Source organism: Paracoccus sp. MBLB3053 (assembly GCF_031822435.1).
Classification (GTDB): Bacteria; Pseudomonadota; Alphaproteobacteria; order Rhodobacterales; family Rhodobacteraceae; genus Paracoccus; species Paracoccus aurantius.
In genome coordinates this window covers 1,738,996-1,758,225 of record NZ_JAVQLW010000001.1, presented here as the reverse complement: position 1 = coordinate 1,758,225, position 19,230 = coordinate 1,738,996, and the positions used below count along the sequence as shown (strand labels likewise).

The following is a 19,230-nucleotide window of genomic DNA, read 5'->3' as shown; positions in this document are numbered from 1 at the left end:
ACTTTCAATATAAATGCTGCACTGCAGCATTTCAATAGTTTTCGCCGCAGCGCAGCGAAAACCTCTCAAGACGTTTCATGGACATAGGTCCCCGGCGCGGGTCCAAGGCCGGCCCCGGGATCACGCGTGGCGATCATGCGCCCGGAATGTCTGGACAGCCACTTCTCCCATGTGGGCCACCAGCTCCCCTCATGGAAATCTGCCGCATCGCGCCATGCATCGAAGCCCTTCTGGAACCCTGCGGCGGACGTGTAATGACCATATTTCATCTTTCCGGGGGGGTTGATGATCCCGGCGATATGGCCCGACTGGGAAAGGATGAAAGTCTTGTCCTGCGACCCCATCATCGAAACGCCGCGCCAACTGTCCTTGGCGGGCGCGATGTGGTCAGCCTCACAGGCGATGGCACAGAGCGGAACGGTCACATCGCGTACGTTCAGGATCTGATCGAAGACCTTGAATCCTTCACCGACGAATGCGTTCTTCTGGCAGAGCCCACGAAGGTATTCGATTGCCATCCGACCCGGAAGGTTCGTGCCGTCTCCGTTCCAGAACAGCAGATCGAAGGCCGGCGGCGCCTCGCCCAACATATAGCTGCGGATCGCCGGGGCCCAGACAAGGTCATTCGCACGAAGGAAGCTGAAGGTCCTTGTCATCAACTGCGAACTGAGCACCCCGGTGCGCGAGGCCTCGGCCTCGATCCCCGAAACGAAATCCTCCTGGAGAAAGGCGGTGAACTCACCCTGATCGGAAAAATCTGTCAGGGTCGTGAAGAACGTCGCCGATTTGACCCGCTCGTCTCCCCGCTGCTTCAACAAGGACAGCGTCAGCGCCAGCGTCGTTCCCGCAATGCAATAGCCGATGACGTTCAACCTGGGCTGGTCCGAAAGATCAAGAACCCGGTCCATCGCATCCAGATAGGCCGAGACGTAATCTTCCATCCCCGTATCGCCATAGCTCGTGTCGGGGTTTTTCCAGGCTACGACGAACAACGTATAGCCCTGATCGACGATCCACTTGATGAGGCTGTTCTGAGGCTTGAGGTCGAGGATGTAGAACTTGTTGATCCACGGAGGAAAGATGACCAGCGGAGTTTCATGCACCTGCTGGGTCGTTGGTTTGTACTGGATAAGTTCGAACAGCGGCGTGCGGGCAACCACGGTGCCCGCGGTGGTGCCGATATCCTCGCCCACCTGAAACGCCTCGCGATCGGCGAGCGAGACGATCATCTCGCCACCATGCCGTTCGACGTCACGAACGAGGTTCTCGAGACCCCGGACAAGGCTTTCACCCTCGGTTTCGACCGCTTTCTCCAATGCGTCGGGATTGGTCGCGAGAAAGTTCGTCGGCGCCATCATGTCGATCATCTGGCGCGTGAACCACTCGATCCGCCTTCGGTCGGTCATATCGTGGACACCAAGGTCCTGAGCCGCCTTGGACATCGCTTCCGCATTGATCTGGTACTGGCGCTTGATGAAATTGAAATACGGGTGACTTTCCCAGAGCGGATTGGAAAAGCGCCGATCTCTCGGTCGGTCATCCGGCGGCGCGCGGAAGGTGCCCCGCGCAAGAGCTGCCTGTGCTTCGGCGAAATGACGAAGGGTTTCCCCCCAGTAATGGACCTGCTGGCTCAACACTTTTTCGGGCTGCTCCGAGAGCAGCTTCAGCCATCCGCTTGCTGCGGTGGTGAACAGATCGGGACCCGGTGCCTCGACGCCCGGATTTTTCGGCTCGCGCATGGCCAGCGCATTGATCAGCCTCTGGGTCAGGGTCTCGATGCGTTCGATATTGGCGACGAGCTGTTCAGGAAGGCGACTGCCAGGCCCCACCGCCGCCTCGATAAAAGCGGCAGTTGAGTGTTCGGGAGCGTTTCCGGCTTCCGCCGGTGCGATGTCGGGCTGCTTTCCGGTCTCGGAAACCATATCCGCGGAACCGACCTTCTCTTTCCCGCGGGAAGTCGGAGCCTTCGGCTTGCGGTGTGTCGTGGTTCGGGTATCGGCGCGCGCTGCGGTTCGAGCACGGCCCGGGCCTCTCTTCGTGGCTTTCGTACCGGCCGATGTGCTGGCAGACTTCGCCACCGCCGCCTGCGCGGGCGCGGACCGCTCGACCGGAGCGTCCGTCTTTTTTGTCGCCCCTCGGGTCGCGGCTTGTTCCATGGCGACTTCGGGGTTCTGTTTTGCAGCCTCCCGCTTCGTCCGCGATGTCACTGCCTTTGCACCGGCTGGCTTGGCGGCCGCCTTGACCGAGCTGGCATTGGGCTTGTCAGCTCCGGCCTGGTCCGATGCCTGGGCTCGTCCACCCTTTGCACCCGGACGACTGCCCGATTTTGCCGCAGCGTCCTTTCCCGAGGGGTTGGCCGGCTTACCGTCCTTGTCCGCCATAATTGACAATCCTCCCTGAGCGTAAAATCATTATGCCTGTCCCGAAACGCAGGTAAAGCCGTGTCCTGCTCGGCCTGCCTCAATCAGATACAGGTTCACAGGATGGCGAGTTACAAGGGTGTTAAGGGTATCATTTCCTACGATGCGATGGAGACGATCCGAAACACGAACGAATGGCTGGGCGCCACCGCACGCGCCATGGGATCCTATCCGGCCTTCGCGCTCATCCCCCACCCCGCTTTCAAGCTGATGTCGGCATGGGGCCGAGTGACCGAGCGGAGCTTTTCGCGCATGGTCATCAAACCTGACTGGGAAATCCCGCCCATCGTCTCGGAAGACGGTCAGGATCACATCGTCTATGTCGAGCCTGTCCTGAAACGTGATTTCGGTGACCTCGTCCATTTCCGCGTGGCTCGTCGCCCGCCCCTGCCCCGCAAAGTTCTTCTCGTGGCGCCGATGTCGGGACATTACGCGACCTTGCTGCGCACCACTGTCACTTCACTGCTGCCCGATTGCGACGTCTATGTGACAGATTGGCACAACGCGCGCGACATTCCCGTCAGCGCCGGCAAGTTCGACATCGAGGATTACACGCAGTATCTCGTCGACTTCATTCGCCACCTGGGCCCTGACACGAACGTGATCGCGGTCTGCCAGCCGGCCCCTCTCGCCCTCGCGGCAACGGCCGTGCTTGCAGAAGAAGAACCCCAAGCGCAACCTCGTTCGCTGATCCTGATCGGCGGCCCGATAGACCCCGACGCGGCGGCGACCGAAGTGACCGATTTCGGCAATCGGATGACCATGGGCGAACTCGACTTCATGCTGATCCAGCAGGTCGGCTTCAAATACCGCGGCGCCGGGCGAATGGTCTATCCCGGTCTTGCGCAGCTTACATCCTTCATCGCGATGAACGCCGATACCCATGCACGCGCTTTCCTGAACCAGGTTTTCGCCGAAGCCCGCGGCGAGGCATCGGAAGGCGACAAGCACAATACCTTCTATGACGAATACCTGGCGGTCATGGACATGACGGCCGAGTTTTATCTGTCGACCGTCGAACGCATCTTCAAGACCCGCGAGATCGCCCGAAATTCGTTCACCGTGAACGGCAAGCCTGTGGACCTGACCAAGATCACAAGCGTGGCGGTGATGACGGTCGAAGGGGCCAATGATGATATCTCGGCTCCGGGCCAATGTGTCGCGGCGCTCGAGCTTTGCTCGGGGGTTCCCGACAGTCGCAAGCAGCAGCACCTCGAGCCGGGTGCCGGCCATTACGGCATCTTTGCGGGCAAGAGCTGGCGGCTGAACATCCGGCCGCTGGTCCTTGATTTCATCGACGAACAGATCTCCTCGCCCACGAAACCGGCCAAGCGCCGCAGAGGAGGACCGAGCCCGGTCGATTGCGGTCGGTCGATCTCGAGCGATGAGGACGGCAAGATCGCGGTCTGAGCCCCCTGGCAGGCACGCGGAGCTGGGCCGGACAATCCCGGCCCAGAGCGGTTTCAAATGCGGGCAAGAACCTCGGCGACTGACGCGCCGATCAATTCCATGCATTCATCCGTCGAAAACCGGTGGTCGGCACCCTTGACCAGGGTCAGTCGCATATCCGTGCCCGTCGCATGCGCCAGCAAGGCCGAGGCCCATTCCAGCGGAACGTCGTTATCGGCCGTGCCCTGCAGGAAGCGTGTCGGGAATGGCAGATCAAGCGGCCGGGACATGACCAGATGGTTGCGCCCATCCTCGATCAGCTTGCGGGTAATGACATAGGGGTCGCCATATTCGCTGGGCAAGGCCAACTGCCCTTCACGCATGATCGTCTCTCGCTGCTCTTCGGACAATTCCGGCCAGAACCCCTGCTCGGTGAAATCAGGCGCGGCGGCGATCGTAATCAGCCCTGCGACCCGTTCAGGCATGTCACGCGCCAGCAGCAGCCCGATCCAGCCCCCCATGCTTGAGCCGACAAGAACCTGCGGCCCTTCCGTCAGCGCGGCGATGGCAGACCGTGCATCGATCAGCCAATCGCCAATGCACCCGTCTTCGAAGCGGCACGACGATTCGCCATGGCCGGAATAGTCGAAACGCAGATAGGGACGCCCCTGCCTGCGCGCCCAGTCCTCAAGCCAGATCGCCTTGGTGCCCTGCATGTCCGACTTGAAGCCGCCCAGGAAGACGATCCCGGGCCCCTCGCCCGGTATTCGGCTATAGGCGATCTTCCGACCCTGTGTCGTTTCCAGAAATTCCGTCATCATCCGATCCCAAATTGGTCAGTCAGAAGGCCGCAATTGCGGCAGGACCAAAGCCCCCGCCCCTTCCCTAACCGGATTGACAAGCTGTCTCAATCCGTCCAAACCCGCGCGACATAACCCGCAACCGGGCGTTCCGTGGGCGCCAAACCGACGAGGAGGACGAGCATGTCCCAGATCTCCCTCACATTCCCCGATGGCAATTCGCGCGACTATCCCGCCGGCATCACCGCCGCCGAAGTCGCAGCCTCCATCGCCCCCAGCCTTGCCAAGAATGCGATCTCGGCCAATCTCGACGGCCAGCATGTCGACCTGCAATGGCCGATCGATCGATCGGGCAAGATCTCGATCAACACGATGAAGGACAGCGCGCCCGCGCTGGAACTGATCCGTCACGATCTGGCCCATATCATGGCCCGCGCGGTGCAAGAGATCTGGCCCGACGTCAAAGTCACCATCGGCCCGGTCCGCGATCAGGGCTGGTTCTATGACTTCGACCGCGCCGAGGCGTTTACCCCCGAAGACCTTGGCCAGATCGAGGCCAAGATGAAGCAGATCATCGCCGCCCGCGAGCCGGTCCGCACCGAGGTTTGGGACCGCGCCCGTGCCATCGCCCATTACGAGGCAGCAGGCGAGCCCTTCAAGGTCGAGCTGATCAACCGCATCCCCGAAGGTGAGGATCTGCGGATGTATTGGCATGGCGATTGGCAGGATCTCTGCCGAGGCCCGCACCTGCAGACAACCGGCCAGGTTCCGGCCGATGCGTTCAAGCTGACCCATGTAGCCGGCGCCTATTGGCTGGGCGATGCCTCGCGCCCGATGCTGCAGCGCATCTATGGCGTCGCCTTCCGCAATCGCGACGACCTCAAGGCCCACATGACCATGCTCGAAGAGGCCGCCAAGCGCGACCACCGCAAGCTGGGCAAGGAAATGGAACTCTTCCACTTCCAGGAAGAAGCGCCGGGCATGGTGTTCTGGCACCCGAATGGCTGGACCGTCTATCGCGAGCTTGAAGCCTATATGCGCCGCCGCCTGATCCGCGCGGATTACAAGGAAATCAAGACGCCCCAAGTCGTCGACCGCATCCTGTGGGAGAAGTCGGGCCATTGGGAAGCGTACCGCGAGAACATGTTCATCGTCGAAGTGGACGAGGAAGGCGCGAAGGAAAAGCGCATCAACGCGCTGAAGCCGATGAACTGCCCCTGCCACGTCCAGGTCTATAACCAGGGCCTCAAATCCTATCGCGACCTGCCCTTGCGCCTTGCGGAATTCGGCTCGTGCCACCGCTACGAATCCTCGGGTTCGATGCACGGGCTGATGCGCGTGCGCGGCTTCGTCCAGGACGATGCGCATATCTTCTGCACCGAAGACCAGATCCAGCAGGAATGCGCGGGCTTCATCGAGCTTCTTTCCTCGGTCTACAAGGATCTCGGCTTCGAGAAGTTCGACATCAAGCTGTCGACCCGCCCCGATGTCCGTGTTGGCTCGGACGAGATCTGGGACAAGGCCGAGGCAGCGCTAGCCGGCGCGATCGAGCATCTTGGCCTGCCCTATGAGGTCAATCCTGGCGACGGCGCCTTCTATGGCCCGAAGCTCGACTTCAAGCTGACCGACGCGATTGGCCGGGAATGGCAATGCGGCACCTTCCAATGCGACTTCAACCTGCCGGACCGTCTGGGCGCGGAATTCGTCGCGGAGGATGGCCACAAGCACATGCCCGTCATGCTGCATCGCGCCGTCTTGGGCAGCTTTGAGCGCTTCATCGGCATTCTCATCGAGAACTATGCGGGCAAGATGCCGCTCTGGCTCGCGCCGCGCCAGATCGTCGTGGCCTCGATCGTCTCGGGGGCGGACGATTACGTTCACGACGTCGTGAAGGCGCTTCGTGCCGTGGGCCTGAGAGCCGAGGCCGACACAAGGAACGAAAAGATCAACTATAAGGTGCGCGAGCACTCGGTCGGCAAGGTTCCCGTCATCATGGCGATCGGCATGAAAGAGGTCGAAGATGGCAGTGTTTCGATACGCAGGCTTGACAAACAGGGCAGCAACAGTCTGAAGCTTGACGAGGCTATTCAACAGCTTCTGGCTGAAGCCACGCCACCCGACCAACGCTGACAAAATCGTCATTTGATCAGCAATAAATTGCTCATCACGCCGAGGGCTCTGGTTTCAGACCAGGGCGTTCGGCGCATTATTGCTTGCCTTTTTTAACGAATCGTTCATCCTCTCGAACGCGTGAGCACTACTTTCTACCGCTCCTCCTTTAACGGGGCAGCCGGAATATACGAGTAAGGGCTGCACGGCCCGGCGCAATTACGCACCGGGATGTTTTGAAGGAGAGACGGTATTATGGCTACCGGCACTGTGAAATGGTTCAATGCCACCAAAGGCTACGGCTTCATCGCACCCGATGATGGCGGCAAGGACGTGTTCGTCCACATCTCGGCCGTGGAACGCGCAGGTCTGACCGGCCTGAACGACAATCAGAAGATCAGCTATGAACTGCAGTCCGGCCGCGACGGTCGCAGCTCGGCCGCAGATCTGAAACTGCTCTGATCCAGCAGAAAACGGAATTCCAGGTGGCCCGCATCGCGGGCCGCTTTCATTTGAGGCGGCACCCGCTTTCCCTTTCCACTTTCGAACGAAATCCCTATCTCGACCAAACTTGGACAAGAGGGAATTCGGATGAACCTGGCCGAGCACATATTGAACCCGGGTCTGGCGACGCCCGACAAGCTGGCCATGTCGGTTGTAGGATTAAGCCGGGCAGACCGTTGGTCGAATGCGCGGCTGCGTCAGGCGGTGCTGCAGACCGCAAACGGATTTCAGATGATGGGGCTGAAGGCCGGCGCGCAAGTGCTGCTGCACCTGCCTCCTGGTCCGGCCGCTCCGATCGTCCTGCTTGGCGCAATTGCTGCGGGGCTTGTTCCGGCCATCGACCTTCGTGCAACCGAACGGGTTGGCGGCCCCATGGCCGACATTGCACCGTCGCTGATCGTCGCCGAGAAGCTGGCAGTCGCTTGCGGGCAGGACGTCCCGCAGGCTTCGCCCCAGCAGCTTCTGGACGCGGGCGAACCGGCAGGTTTTGATTTCATCCAACGCGATCCCGATCAGCCGGCCTACCTGGCCACGAATGGGGTCGGCTGCTCGCACCGCGTGGCACTCGCAGCGCTGCAGTTTCTGGTGAAGGCACATGACCTGTGTGCCCAAGATCGCTTCCTTCAGGTCGGGGGCTGGGATGAGCTCTCTCAGCTGGAAATCGGCTTGCTCGCGCCTTTGCTTGCCGGCGGCTCTGTTCTGATCCCGTCGGCAGGCGTCGAGCCCTACCAGATCCCCCTGCTGGGTTCGCGCCACGGAGGCACGATCCTTTGCGGCCGAGCTTCCGCGTTGCAGGGCCTGATCGGGCCGCACTGGAGATCTTGGAACGGATTGCGGCTTGGGCTTGCCACCAGCCGGCCGGACGGGGAAGAGTTGCAAAATTCCTGGCAGCAGCATACAGGAACCGATCTGCGTGGCCCTTCCGAGCGTGACAACGAACCTGCGGTCCTGCCGGATTAACACCATCACATCCGCATCAGCGGTCCAAGTATCAAGGACCACACGCTTTTCGCGGCCGAATCCGGGGTGAATTGGCCCGCGCCTTCTGGCAAGGGTCGAACAGAATTGCGGGGCCCATATTCCGTCCCGTTCGAAGATCAAACCGCAAGGAATGCCGATGACCGCACAAGTCCGTCTGGATATCTTTGCCGACCCGGTCTGCCCCTGGTGCATGATCGGCAAGGCCGAACTTGATCGCGCGCTGGAAAGCCGCCCGAACCACCCTTTTGCCATCACCTGGCAGCCATTTCGGCTGGACCCGCAAATGCCTCAGGCGGGCATGGACTACGTCGCCTATATGAAGATGAAGTTCAACGACGAGAAAGGCATCATCGCAGCGATGAAGCCCGTCATGGAGGCATCCGAGCGGCTCGGCCTCTGGATCAACCCCTCGCTGATCGAGCGCGTCCCGAATACGCTCAACGCGCATCGCCTGCTGCACTGGGCGGGGCTTGAAGGCAACCAAACCCCTGTCATGTCCGGACTGATGCGCGCCTATTGGCGCGAGGGCAAGAATATTTCCAACCCCGATGTCCTGGTCGCGATCGGGGAAACTGCCGGCATGGATGGCCAGATGATCCGCCGCCTTCTGGCGACGACCGAAGACCGGGACGAGATCGCCATGCGCGAAATCCATGCCCGCCAGCGCGGTATCAGTTCGGCACCGACATTCGTTGTCGGCGACACGCATGTCGTCACTGGCGCCCAGCCCGCCACGCTATGGATGCAGGTGATCGACGAACTTTCGGGGATATGACGCGCACCCGTTCGGGGGGCACAGCCAATGTGCCCCCTCAGGAAAACCACTCGAAAAGCGCGCATATGGAACGACTTAACCGCTTCCGCGGCAGCCTCACCACTTAGATGAAATGCAGATAAATTGGGAAAGTGGTGGGCGACCCTGGAATCGAACCAGGCATGGGTCTCCCCGGCGGAGTTACAGTCCGCTGCCGCACCTTGCAGCACGTCGCCCGCCGATCGCTTTCGGCGTGGGGCGGTGATTACCGGGAGCCGACGGGGGCGTCAAGCGGTGAAACGAGGAAAAATCGCACAAACTTCGCAATCCGGCTTCACCCACGGGAATGGTTGCATTTCACTGTGAATTCTGCGCAACCCAGAGCTAAAGCAAGGACGCGTCATGGCCGAGAAACCGCAGAAATCCAAGAAGCCCACATGGGTCATCGACAAGGAACGCGCGAAGCGTGCAGCCGCGGCCGAAACCGTCTGGCTGTTCGGATTGCATGCGGTGCGAGATGCCCTTGGCAACCCGGAGCGGGAGAAGCTGCGCCTGGTTGTCACCCAAAACGCCCTGGACCGTCTGGGCGGCCTGCCCGACGGCATCGAGCCTGAAATCACGGACGCGCGGACCTTTGACAAGGCAGTTCCCCTTCCCCCGGAAAGCGTCCACCAGGGAGCCGCGCTTGAGGTGAAGCCGCTGAAATGGGCGAAGCTTGCGGATCTTGCGCTGTCGGGCCCAGGAAAGCCCCTGATCGTTGCACTGGACCGTGTGACCGACCCGCATAATGTGGGCGCGATCCTGCGCTCGGCCGAAGTGTTCGGCGCGCGGGCGGTTATCGCGCCGTCTCGCCATAGCGCACCCGAAACCGGAGCACTGGCGAAGACCGCCTCGGGTGCGCTGGAACGGCAGCCCTATCTGCGCGTCGGAAACCTTGCCGATGCGCTCATCGAGTTGAAGGAGATGGGCTATACCATTCTAGGCCTCGATGGGACCGGCGAAGAACAACTGCCCGACGTTCTGGAAAGCCTGCCAGGGCGGGCGATCTGCATTGTCCTCGGCGCCGAAGGGCCGGGCATGCGCGAGCGTACGCGCGAAACTTGCGACCGCATCCTGCGCATTCCATTTGCCGCGGATTTCGGATCGCTCAATGTCTCGAACGCAGCCGCCATCGCCCTCTATGCGGCTTCACGGAGTTGAGCGTCAGGATCACATCGCGGATAGATTCTGCCTGCCGGAGTTGAGATTCGCATTGCGATTTGCCAGATGCAGGGACGTATCCCCGCTTCGTTGACCGCTCTGCCCCTGATGATTCGCGCTATTCCCCTCCTTGGCATGTTTCTATTCGCGCCGCTTCCCGGCCTGGCTCAGGATTGGGCGCTCGATGGGATCGATCCGATTTCCTATGGTCAGGAAGGTACGGCCGTGCCGGGGCGGCCCGACATCGTGACCATGTGGCGCGGCAAGGCCTGGCATTTCGCAACCGAAGAGAACCGCAATGTCTTCGAGGCCAATCCCCGCGCCTTTGCTCCCGGACTGGGCGGACTTTGCGTCGTTGCCCTGTCCGAGGGACGTTCGGAGCCTGGAAATCCACGTTTTTTTGCCGTGATTGGACAGCGTACCTACCTGCTGCGATCCGAATCTGCGCGCCAGAAACTCTTGGCCGATCCACAGCATGTCCTGATGCAAGCAAAGGCGGTCTGGGCGCGGCTGAATCCTTGATCCTCACTTTTTTGTGAGCGGGGTGGAACTATTCGGCCACAGTGCGCATTTATTTAGTGAACATGGGCACGGAACGCTCATGTTCAGATCACTGTCCCTCGTTCCGCGACTTGCGCCCGGCCAGAACTCTGGACCGGGCGCTTTTTCCATGCCACTTTAGATTGAGATCTGGGGGAGGATCACATGCATTTCGCCATATTGAGGGACACCGGGACTTCGCCGGTGGACGACGAGATCGCACATATCGTCCGGCGGACAAGATGCGTCGCGATGGTTGGTCTTTCTTTGAACGAGCTGCGTCCCGCCTGGGGCGTCGCGCGCTTTCTGAAGTCTCAGGGAATCCGGGTTATTCCGGTCAATCCGGGTCATGCCGGAGATCAGATCCTTGACGAAAGGGTCTATCCGGCGCTTTCGGCTATTCCCGAGGGTCTCCGGGTGGACATGGTCGACATTTTCCGGCGGGCAGAAGCCATTCCGGAGATCGTGGACGAGGCGATCGCCCATCTGCCTCATCTGCAAACGATCTGGATGCAATTGGGCATCAGCCACGCGGTCGCCGCGGCCAAGGCACGAGCCTTTGGTCTGAACGTCATCGAGAACCGTTGCCCGAAGATCGAGTTCCCGCGGTTTCTCTGACATGAAAAGGCCCCCGACGCCGCGCGGCGCCCGGGGCCTTTTCGGAACGCGGATGGGCCACGCTCCAAACCTTTACGCTCAGTAGGTGGTATAGAGACCTTCGTAGATCGGCCCCAGCGAGTTCACTTCGAACAGCGAGCTGACCGAAGTGCCGTTCCAGATATTCAGGATCGCCTGGGCAAACATCGGTGCGGTCGGGACGATACGGATGTTGCTCGCCGCTTTCACCTCGTCCGTCGGTTCGATCGAATCGGTGATGACCAGCGACTTCATGACCGATTTCTGCACCCGCTCGACGGCCGGACCTGAGAGCACTCCGTGGGTGATATAGGCATGCACTTCAACGGCGCCATGCTCGGTCAGGACCTGTGCCGCCTTGCACAGCGTTCCGGCAGTGTCGCAGATGTCGTCGACGATGATGCAGGTCTTGCCTGTGACATCCCCGATCACGGTCATCTCGGCGATCTCGCCGGGTTTCTCACGGCGCTTGTCGACGATGGCCAACGGCGCCCCGATGCGTTGTGCAAGCTCACGTGCGCGTGCCACACCGCCGACGTCGGGCGAAATCACCATAAGATCCGACATCTGGTCCTTGAAATGGTGCTGGATGTCCAGCGCGAACACCGGCGAGGCATAGAGGTTGTCGACCGGGATGTCGAAGAAACCCTGGATCTGCGCGGCATGCAGGTCCAGCGTCAGAACCCGGTCCACGCCTGCTTCGGTCAGCAGGTTCGCCACCAGCTTGGCGCTGATCGGCGTGCGCGCCTTGGCGCGGCGATCTTGGCGGGCATAGCCGAAATAGGGGATGACGGCGGTGATGCGCGAGGCCGACGACCGCTTAAGCGCGTCGGTCATGATCAGCAATTCCATCAGGTTGTCGTTCGCGGGGTTCGACGTCGACTGGATGATGAACATGTCTTCGCCGCGGACGTTCTCATAGACCTCGACGAAGATTTCCTGGTCATTGAAACGTTCGACGCGGGCTTCGATCGGGGCGACATTCATCCCACGATGCATCGACATGCGGCGGGCAATCGCGTTGGCCAGGGGCCGGTTCGCATTGCCCGCAATCAGCTTGGGTTCGGTCATGGCCGGCATGGCTTGCTCCGTCTGTCTGGATTGGCTGTAATGGTGCTGGATTCGCAAGATTGCACACCGCTTATCACCGGGTTAGCGTGCCCGCAAACCCCGGAGGCCCCCATATGGCGCATATCGACTATTACTTTGGGACACAAAGCCCATGGACCTATCTTGCCGGCGCTCGCCTTGAAGAAATCGCCAGCAGGCACGGCGCCGAAATCACCTACAAGCCGCTCGACCTGCTGCAGCTTTTCGATCGCACGGGCGGCATCCGTCCGGCGAACCGACATGCCTCGCGGATGGAATACAGGATGCAGGAACTCATCCGCTGGTCGGATTTCCTCAAGATGCCCATCAACGTGAAACCGGCCTTCTGGCCGGTCAATCCCGCGCCTTCCTCCTATGCCATCATCGCCGCGCAAAAGGCCGGCGGCGGGGACCTTGCGGGGCTGGTCCAGCGCTTTGTCCGCGCTGTCTGGGCCGAAGAAAAGAATATTGCGGATGACGAGGTGATCCGCGCCACGCTTGCCGATGCCGGGTTCGACCCGGGGCTGGCCGATAGCGGCCTGTTCGTCGGTGCGCAGGTTTACGAACGCAATCTTGAAGAGGCGGTCGAGGCCGGAGCTTTCGGCGCGCCCTTCTACATTGTCCACGAAAGCGGCGAGCGTTTCTGGGGCCAGGACCGGCTGGACTTCCTCGACAGGCACCTTGCACAGCTGTGAACGGAATGAACATCAGACATTGGCCGGGCAATCCCGAACGCCCGGCCCTGGCACTGCATTGCATGATGGGCAATGCAAGCTATTGGGGCCCAATCGCACGCGAACTTGGCGATCTTGTCGAGATCACGGCCCCGGACCTGCCGGGACATGGAAAAAGCCGTGATTGGGAAGGTGTGCCTCCCGATTTCCACACCACGGCAACGCGCGAGGTTGCGCCGTTGATCCAGCGGCCGCTCGACCTGATCGGCCACAGCATCGGGGCGACCATCGCGCTGCGAATCGCGGTTGCTGCGCCTGAGGCAGTGCGCAGCCTGACCTTGATCGAGCCCGTGCTTTTTGCCGCCGCGCCAGACCCCGAAAATGAAGCTTTCTTGCACGAAATCAGGTCACTGGTCGAAAATTCGGAAAGCGAGAAGGCGACGAGCCGATTTCTCTCCGTATGGGGTGGGATCGACTGGGAGTCCCAGTCCCCAGCGACGCGGGATCGACTGATCGGACAAATCAAGATGGTCGTCTCGGGGAATGACACTCTCATTGATGACAGCGCTCAGATCCTTCGGAACGGAGGGCTTGAATCGATCGACGCTCCGGTTCTGCTGATCATGGGAGAAGATTCGCCACCGGCGATTCCCGCGATTGCAGAGGCGCTATCCGCACGACTCGCGGATGTCGGGCGCGCCAGTATTCCCGGCGCGGGGCACATGTTGCCGATTACTCATCCCGAACAGACTGCGGATCTGATACGGCTCAATATCGAGCGCGCATAGCATCTCAGTCGACGTTGAAATCGTCCAAGTGCCGAACCGGGCCGATGGCCATCCAGGTCACGCGGACCCGCGCAACCTGGGTGTCGCCCCAGGTCCGAAATTCGATCTTGAACCCATCTCGCGTGACATCGGCCGCCCGCAGGTCGGCCCGTTGATTTGCCGAGACGCCAATATCCCACATTCCCATCGACAAATGCACCACCGGCGGTTCGACGAACGGCTCGTCGAAGGGGACAAGGCGGGTCTCCAGCCTCGGCCCTTCGCCCGACCACATCGGCCCTCCTTCCTCGAAGGCCGAGAACATGAGCATCGAGCCGCTGGTCACGCCAACAGCATGAAAATCGAAACGCTGCTAAATCCCTCCCTGCAGTCGCGGTGCTGGCTGCCGGATGTATTAAAGCCCCGGTCTTACCGGGGCTTCAAACGCTTTTCAGACTTTGACGCTCGGATCAGTGCGGAAAATTCGACTGGTTCGGGTCAAGACCGATATGTGTGCCAAGCGCTTCCATGTCCGCAAGCAGCTTGACGGCTGCCGCGACAACCTCTTCACCCACCGAATGACGCTCTTGCGCGGTCTTAACCTGACGTTGGGCCTGAGCCATCATGTCGTTGAAGATCGCCTGCGTCATCTCGGCGCGCGGGTGGCCGCGCTCGGCAAGAAGCGTGACGGATTCGCCATTGATCTCGGCGAAACCGCCGGTCACTGCGAATTCCGTTTCCGATCCGTCAGCCTTGACCACGGTCACGAGACCCGGCCGCAGGTTGACGATGGCCGGCGCATGGCCGGGCATCGCCGTCAGGTCGCCTTCGGCGCCGGGCAGGCGCACCTCGCGCACGGGAACGGAAACGAGGTTCCGCTCCGGCGAGACGAGGTCGAACTGCATCGTGTCGGCCATGTCGCCCCCTTACGCCGCGTCGGCAGCGAGACGCTGTGCCTTGGCTTTCACATCCTCGATGCCGCCGACCATGTAGAAGGCTGCTTCCGGCAGGTGGTCGTATTCGCCGTTGACGACAGCCTTGAACGACTTGATCGTGTCTTCCAGCGGAACCTGGACACCGTCCGAACCGGTGAAGACCTTCGCCACGTCGAAGGGCTGCGACAGGAAGCGCTGGATCTTCCGGGCGCGGGCCACGGTCAGCTTGTCCTCTTCCGACAGTTCGTCCATGCCGAGAATGGCGATGATGTCCTGAAGCGACTTGTACTTCTGCAGGATACCCTGGACCGAACGCGCGGTGTTGTAATGCTCGTCGCCGACGATTGCCGGGTCGAGGATACGCGAGTTCGAGTCGAGCGGGTCAACGGCCGGGTAGATGCCCAGTTCCGAAATCGCACGCGACAGAACGGTCGTTGCGTCGAGGTGGGCGAAGGTCGTTGCCGGAGCCGGGTCGGTCAAGTCGTCGGCCGGAACGTAGACGGCCTGGATCGAGGTGATCGAGCCGTTCTTGGTCGAGGTGATGCGTTCCTGCATCGCGCCCATGTCGGTCGCCAGCGTCGGCTGGTAACCCACGGCCGACGGGATACGACCCAGCAGCGCCGACACTTCCGAACCAGCCTGGGTGAAGCGGAAGATGTTGTCGACGAAGAACAGAACGTCGGTGCCGGTGGCATCGCGGAACTGCTCGGCCAGGGTCAGACCGGTCAGCGCGACGCGCATACGGGCTCCCGGAGGTTCGTTCATCTGGCCGTAGACCAGGGCCACCTGCGATTCCGACAGGTTGTCCGGCTTGATGACGCCCGATTCAACCATCTCGTGGTAAAGGTCGTTGCCTTCACGGGTCCGTTCACCAACGCCCGCGAACACCGAGTAACCCGAGTGCACTTTCGCGATGTTGTTGATCAGTTCCATGATCAGAACGGTCTTGCCGACGCCCGCGCCGCCGAACAGGCCGATCTTGCCGCCCTTGGAATAGGGGGCCAGCAGGTCGATGACCTTGATGCCGGTGACGAGGATCTCGGACGAGGTCGCCTGCTGGGCGAAGTCCGGAGCCGGCTGGTGGATCGCACGCTTGTCCGAAGCAGCCAGCGGCTCGCCTTCGTCGACGGGCTCGCCGACGACGTTCAGGATGCGGCCCAGCGTCACGTCGCCCACCGGAACGGTGATCGGCGCGCCGGTGTCGGTGACCGGAAGACCACGGACCAGACCTTCGGTCGCGTCCATGGCGATGGTGCGGACGGTGTTTTCGCCCAGGTGCTGGGCAACTTCCAAGACCAGACGCTTGCCGTTGTTCTCGGTTTCAAGAGCGTTCAGAATCGCGGGAAGTTGACCGTCGAACTGTACGTCCACGACGGCGCCGATCACCTGCGTGATTTTACCTTTGGCCTCTGCCATGTGTTTACCTCTACGTGTCAGAGCGCCTCGGCGCCCGAGATGATTTCAATCAGTTCCTTGGTGATCGCAGCCTGACGCGAGCGGTTGTACTCAGTGGTCAGGCGGTCGATCATGTCGCCCGCGTTGCGCGTCGCGTTGTCCATGGCGGTCATCCGCGCGCCCTGCTCCGAGGCCGCGTTTTCCAGAAGAGCCGCAAAGACCTGGGTCGCCACCGAACGGGGCAGCAGGTCATTCAGGATCGCGCTTTCATCCGGCTCGTAGTCATAAAGCGACGAAGCACCGGCTTCGCTCGTCTCTTCGACGACGGCGGGGATGATCTGCCGGGCAGTCGGAACCTGGCTGATGACGGATTCGAACCGGTTGTAGAACAGCGTGGCCACGTCGAAATGGCCACCCTCGAACCGCTCGAGGATCTCGTCGGCGATGCTGCGCGCATTGTCGTAGCCAATGCGTTTCACTTCGCTCAGATCGACGTGATGGACGAAAAGTCCGCCGAAATCACGCTTGAGCTGTTCGCGGCCTTTCTTGCCCACGGTCAGGATGGTCACCTCTTTGCCCTGGGCGCGAAGTTCGGCCAGGCGCAGGCGGGCCAGCTTGACGATGGACGAGTTGAACCCGCCCGCAAGCCCGCGCTCCGAGGTCAGCACCACCAGCAGGTGCCGGCGATCATCGCCGGTCCCTGCCAGAAGGCGCGGTGCCGCGTCCGAGCCGGCCGCAGCAGCGGTCAGCCCGGCCATGACGGTGGCCATCCGGTCGGCATAGGGCCGCGCGGCCTCCGCCGCTTCCTGCGCACGGCGCAGTTTCGCGGCGGCGACCATCTGCATCGCCTTGGTGATCTTGCGCGTATTCTTAACGCTGCCGATCCGGTTCTTTAGATCCTTGAGGCTGGGCATCTATCCCTCCCTCAGGCGTAGGTCTTGGCGTAGCCGTCCAGCGCTGCCTTGATCGCATCTTCCAGCTCGCCCGCAACTTTGCGGTCGTTCCGGGTCATGTCGTCAAGCAGATCGGCCTTCTGGTTGCGCAGGAACTGCAGCAGGCCCGCTTCCCATTTCGTCACCTCGTTGACGGGGACGCTGTCCAGGTAGCCCTTGGTGCCGGCATAGATGACGATGACGATCTCGGCATTCGTCAGCGGCGAGTATTGCGGCTGCTTCATCAGCTCGGTCAGGCGCGCACCACGGTTCAGCAGCTTCTGCGTCGCGGCATCGAGGTCCGAGCCGAACTGAGCGAAGGCGGCCATTTCGCGATACTGCGCCAGTTCCAGCTTGACCGGACCGGCGACCGATTTCATCGCCTTGGTCTGGGCGGCCGAACCAACGCGCGACACCGACAGACCGGTGTTCACGGCCGGGCGGATGCCCTGGAAGAACAGGTCGGTTTCAAGGAAGATCTGACCGTCGGTGATCGAGATCACGTTGGTCGGGATATAGGCCGAAACGTCGCCCGCCTGGGTTTCGATGATCGGCAGAGCGGTCAGCGAGCCAGCGCCGTTTTCCTCGTTCAGCTTGGCCGAACGCTCGAGCAGGCGCGAATGCAGGTAGAACACGTCGCCCGGATAGGCTTCGCGTCCCGGCGGACGGCGCAGCAGCAGCGACATCTGGCGGTAGGCGACGGCTTGCTTGGACAGGTCATCATAGATGATCAGGGCGTCCATGCCGTTGTCGCGGAAGTATTCCCCGATCGCGGTCGCCGAATAGGGTGCCAGGTATTGCATCGGAGCCGGGTCCGAAGCGGTCGCGGCGACGACGGTGGTGTAGGCCATGGCGCCGGTTTCTTCGAGCTTCTTCACCAGCTGGGCGACGGTCGAGCGCTTCTGACCCACGGCGACGTAGATGCAGTGCAGCGTCTTCATGCCGTCGGCTTCACGGCCGTTGTAGTTCGCCTGGTTCAGGATGGTGTCCAGAGCAATCGCGGTCTTGCCGGTCTGACGGTCACCGATGATCAGCTCGCGCTGGCCACGGCCGACCGGGATCATGGCGTCAACCGATTTCAGGCCGGTCGCCATCGGTTCGTGAACCGACTTGCGCGGCATGATGCCCGGAGCCTTGACGTCGGCCACGCGACGCTCGGACGCGTTGATCGGCCCCTTGCCGTCGATCGGGTTGCCGAGGGCGTCGACGACGCGGCCCAGCAGTTCCTTGCCGGCCGGAACTTCCACGATGGCGCCGGTGCGCTTGACGGTGTCGCCTTCCTTGATCGAACGGTCGTCGCCAAAGATCACGACGCCGACGTTGTCGGTTTCAAGGTTCAGCACCATGCCGCGGATGCCGCCCGGGAATTCGACCATCTCGCCGGCCTGAACCTTGTCCAGGCCATAGACGCGGGCGATACCATCACCGACGGACAGAACCTGTCCGACTTCGGCCACCTCGGCGTCCTGACCGAAATTCTTGATCTGATCCTTGAGGATGGCCGAAATTTCGGCTGCCTGGATTCCCATTATCCGACCTCTTTCATAGCATTCTGGAGGGAGGCGAGCTTCGAGCGGATCGAGCTGTCGATCATCTGCGAGCCCAGTTTAACGATCATGCCGCCGATAAGGGTCTCATCGACGCGCGCATTCAGTTTGATTTTCTTGCCCGACTTGCTGGCCAGCGTGTCGGCCAGACGGGTCTTTTGTTCTTCGGTCAGCTCCTGGGCGCTGACCACGTCCGCGGTCATCTCACCACGGGCGTCGGCGATCATGCCGCGCAGCTTGGCGATGAACTGGGGCAGCGTGAACAGCCGGCGGTTCTTCGCCAGCAGGCGCAGGGTGTTGCTGAGTTCGTCCGAGAACCCCATGCGCGCGGCCAGCGCACCAATGGCGGCCTCCTGCGCATTGCGGTCGTAAAGCGGCGAGACAGTCAGATCGCGAAGATCTTCGCTTTCGTCATGGGCAGCGGCCAGCTCGTCGATTTGCGTGGACAGGGCGTCAAGACCCCCCGAATCCTTCACCAGATCGAAAAGGGCCTGTGCATATCGCCCGGCGATATCAGCGGAAATCGAAGCGGAATTGGCCACGGTCATCCTTCCGGTT

19 protein-coding genes and 1 tRNA gene are annotated in these 19,230 nt (G+C 61.5%); 10 read left to right on the top strand and 10 right to left on the bottom strand.

Annotated features, from left to right (window positions below; genetic code table 11):
* Positions 1-65 precede the first annotated feature (65 nt).
* A complete protein-coding gene (gene phaC / locus RGQ15_RS08855; protein WP_409201335.1) occupies positions 66-1,922 on the bottom strand; it encodes a class I poly(R)-hydroxyalkanoic acid synthase in 1,857 nt (618 codons plus the stop codon).
* A 561-nt stretch (positions 1,923-2,483) separates the two neighbouring features.
* Here phaC and phaZ point away from each other — a divergent pair.
* Entirely contained in the window at positions 2,484-3,830 is a 1,347-nt protein-coding gene (gene phaZ / locus RGQ15_RS08850; RefSeq protein ID WP_311159847.1) for a polyhydroxyalkanoate depolymerase, read from the top strand.
* A gap of 53 nt (positions 3,831-3,883) precedes the next feature.
* On the opposite strand, the gene RGQ15_RS08845 is transcribed toward phaZ, so the two are convergent.
* Complete coding sequence (locus tag RGQ15_RS08845) at positions 3,884-4,627, bottom strand: alpha/beta fold hydrolase (RefSeq protein WP_311159846.1); 744 nt, start codon at positions 4,625-4,627, stop codon at positions 3,884-3,886.
* Between the two features lie 165 nt (positions 4,628-4,792).
* On the opposite strand from RGQ15_RS08845, the gene thrS reads away from it, so the two are divergent.
* The 4 genes from thrS (at position 4,793) to RGQ15_RS08825 (ending at position 8,978) form a co-directional block, all read left to right on the top strand.
* Complete coding sequence (gene thrS / locus RGQ15_RS08840) at positions 4,793-6,739, top strand: threonine--tRNA ligase (protein ID WP_311159845.1); 1,947 nt, start codon at positions 4,793-4,795, stop codon at positions 6,737-6,739.
* Positions 6,740-6,973: 234 nt separating this feature from the next.
* Positions 6,974-7,180, top strand: a complete 207-nt coding sequence (locus tag RGQ15_RS08835; RefSeq protein ID WP_154491196.1) for a cold-shock protein — start codon at positions 6,974-6,976, stop codon at positions 7,178-7,180.
* A 129-nt stretch (positions 7,181-7,309) separates the two neighbouring features.
* Positions 7,310-8,182, top strand: a complete 873-nt coding sequence (locus RGQ15_RS08830; protein ID WP_311159844.1) for an AMP-binding protein — start codon at positions 7,310-7,312, stop codon at positions 8,180-8,182.
* 157 nt (positions 8,183-8,339) lie between these two features.
* Positions 8,340-8,978, top strand: coding sequence for a DsbA family oxidoreductase (locus RGQ15_RS08825; protein WP_311159843.1), 639 nt, complete (start codon positions 8,340-8,342; stop codon positions 8,976-8,978).
* Positions 8,979-9,110: 132 nt separating this feature from the next.
* Here RGQ15_RS08825 and RGQ15_RS08820 read toward each other — a convergent pair.
* A tRNA-Tyr gene (locus tag RGQ15_RS08820) sits at positions 9,111-9,194 on the bottom strand.
* 165 nt (positions 9,195-9,359) lie between these two features.
* Between RGQ15_RS08820 and rlmB the strand changes: the two genes are divergently transcribed.
* From rlmB to RGQ15_RS08805, 3 genes are all read left to right on the top strand, one after another.
* On the top strand, positions 9,360-10,157 hold the full coding sequence (gene rlmB, locus RGQ15_RS08815) for a 23S rRNA (guanosine(2251)-2'-O)-methyltransferase RlmB (protein ID WP_311159842.1): 798 nt from the start codon (positions 9,360-9,362) through the stop codon (positions 10,155-10,157).
* Between the two features lie 66 nt (positions 10,158-10,223).
* The gene (locus RGQ15_RS08810) at positions 10,224-10,679 is read left to right on the top strand and encodes a YHS domain-containing (seleno)protein (RefSeq protein WP_311159841.1); all 456 of its coding nucleotides are present in this window, start codon (positions 10,224-10,226) and stop codon (positions 10,677-10,679) included.
* Between the two features lie 183 nt (positions 10,680-10,862).
* Entirely contained in the window at positions 10,863-11,315 is a 453-nt protein-coding gene (locus RGQ15_RS08805; protein ID WP_311159840.1) for a CoA-binding protein, read from the top strand.
* A gap of 78 nt (positions 11,316-11,393) precedes the next feature.
* Here RGQ15_RS08805 and RGQ15_RS08800 read toward each other — a convergent pair whose 3' ends face one another.
* Entirely contained in the window at positions 11,394-12,413 is a 1,020-nt protein-coding gene (locus tag RGQ15_RS08800) for a ribose-phosphate pyrophosphokinase (RefSeq protein WP_311159839.1), read from the bottom strand.
* A 104-nt stretch (positions 12,414-12,517) separates the two neighbouring features.
* Here RGQ15_RS08800 and RGQ15_RS08795 point away from each other — a divergent pair, with 104 nt between their 5' ends.
* Positions 12,518-13,117, top strand: a complete 600-nt coding sequence (locus RGQ15_RS08795) for a 2-hydroxychromene-2-carboxylate isomerase (protein WP_311159838.1) — start codon at positions 12,518-12,520, stop codon at positions 13,115-13,117.
* 5 nt (positions 13,118-13,122) lie between these two features.
* The gene (locus tag RGQ15_RS08790; protein WP_311159837.1) at positions 13,123-13,884 is read left to right on the top strand and encodes an alpha/beta fold hydrolase; all 762 of its coding nucleotides are present in this window, start codon (positions 13,123-13,125) and stop codon (positions 13,882-13,884) included.
* Between the two features lie 4 nt (positions 13,885-13,888).
* Here RGQ15_RS08790 and RGQ15_RS08785 read toward each other — a convergent pair whose 3' ends face one another.
* The 6 genes from RGQ15_RS08785 to RGQ15_RS08760 form a co-directional block, all read right to left on the bottom strand.
* Positions 13,889-14,209: an H-type lectin domain-containing protein gene (locus RGQ15_RS08785; protein ID WP_311159836.1), complete on the bottom strand. Its 321-nt coding sequence runs from the start codon at positions 14,207-14,209 to the stop codon at positions 13,889-13,891.
* Positions 14,210-14,333: 124 nt separating this feature from the next.
* Positions 14,334-14,780: a F0F1 ATP synthase subunit epsilon gene (locus RGQ15_RS08780; protein ID WP_311159835.1), complete on the bottom strand. Its 447-nt coding sequence runs from the start codon at positions 14,778-14,780 to the stop codon at positions 14,334-14,336.
* Between the two features lie 9 nt (positions 14,781-14,789).
* On the bottom strand, positions 14,790-16,214 hold the full coding sequence (atpD, locus tag RGQ15_RS08775; protein ID WP_311159834.1) for a F0F1 ATP synthase subunit beta: 1,425 nt from the start codon (positions 16,212-16,214) through the stop codon (positions 14,790-14,792).
* Positions 16,215-16,231: 17 nt separating this feature from the next.
* Entirely contained in the window at positions 16,232-17,107 is an 876-nt protein-coding gene (locus RGQ15_RS08770; protein ID WP_311159833.1) for a F0F1 ATP synthase subunit gamma, read from the bottom strand.
* Positions 17,108-17,118: 11 nt separating this feature from the next.
* On the bottom strand, positions 17,119-18,654 hold the full coding sequence (gene atpA, locus RGQ15_RS08765; RefSeq protein ID WP_311159832.1) for a F0F1 ATP synthase subunit alpha: 1,536 nt from the start codon (positions 18,652-18,654) through the stop codon (positions 17,119-17,121).
* A complete protein-coding gene (locus tag RGQ15_RS08760) occupies positions 18,654-19,220 on the bottom strand; it encodes a F0F1 ATP synthase subunit delta (protein ID WP_311159831.1) in 567 nt (188 codons plus the stop codon). Before RGQ15_RS08760 ends, atpA begins: the two co-directional genes overlap by 1 nt.
* Between the last annotated feature and the right edge of the window lie 10 nt (positions 19,221-19,230).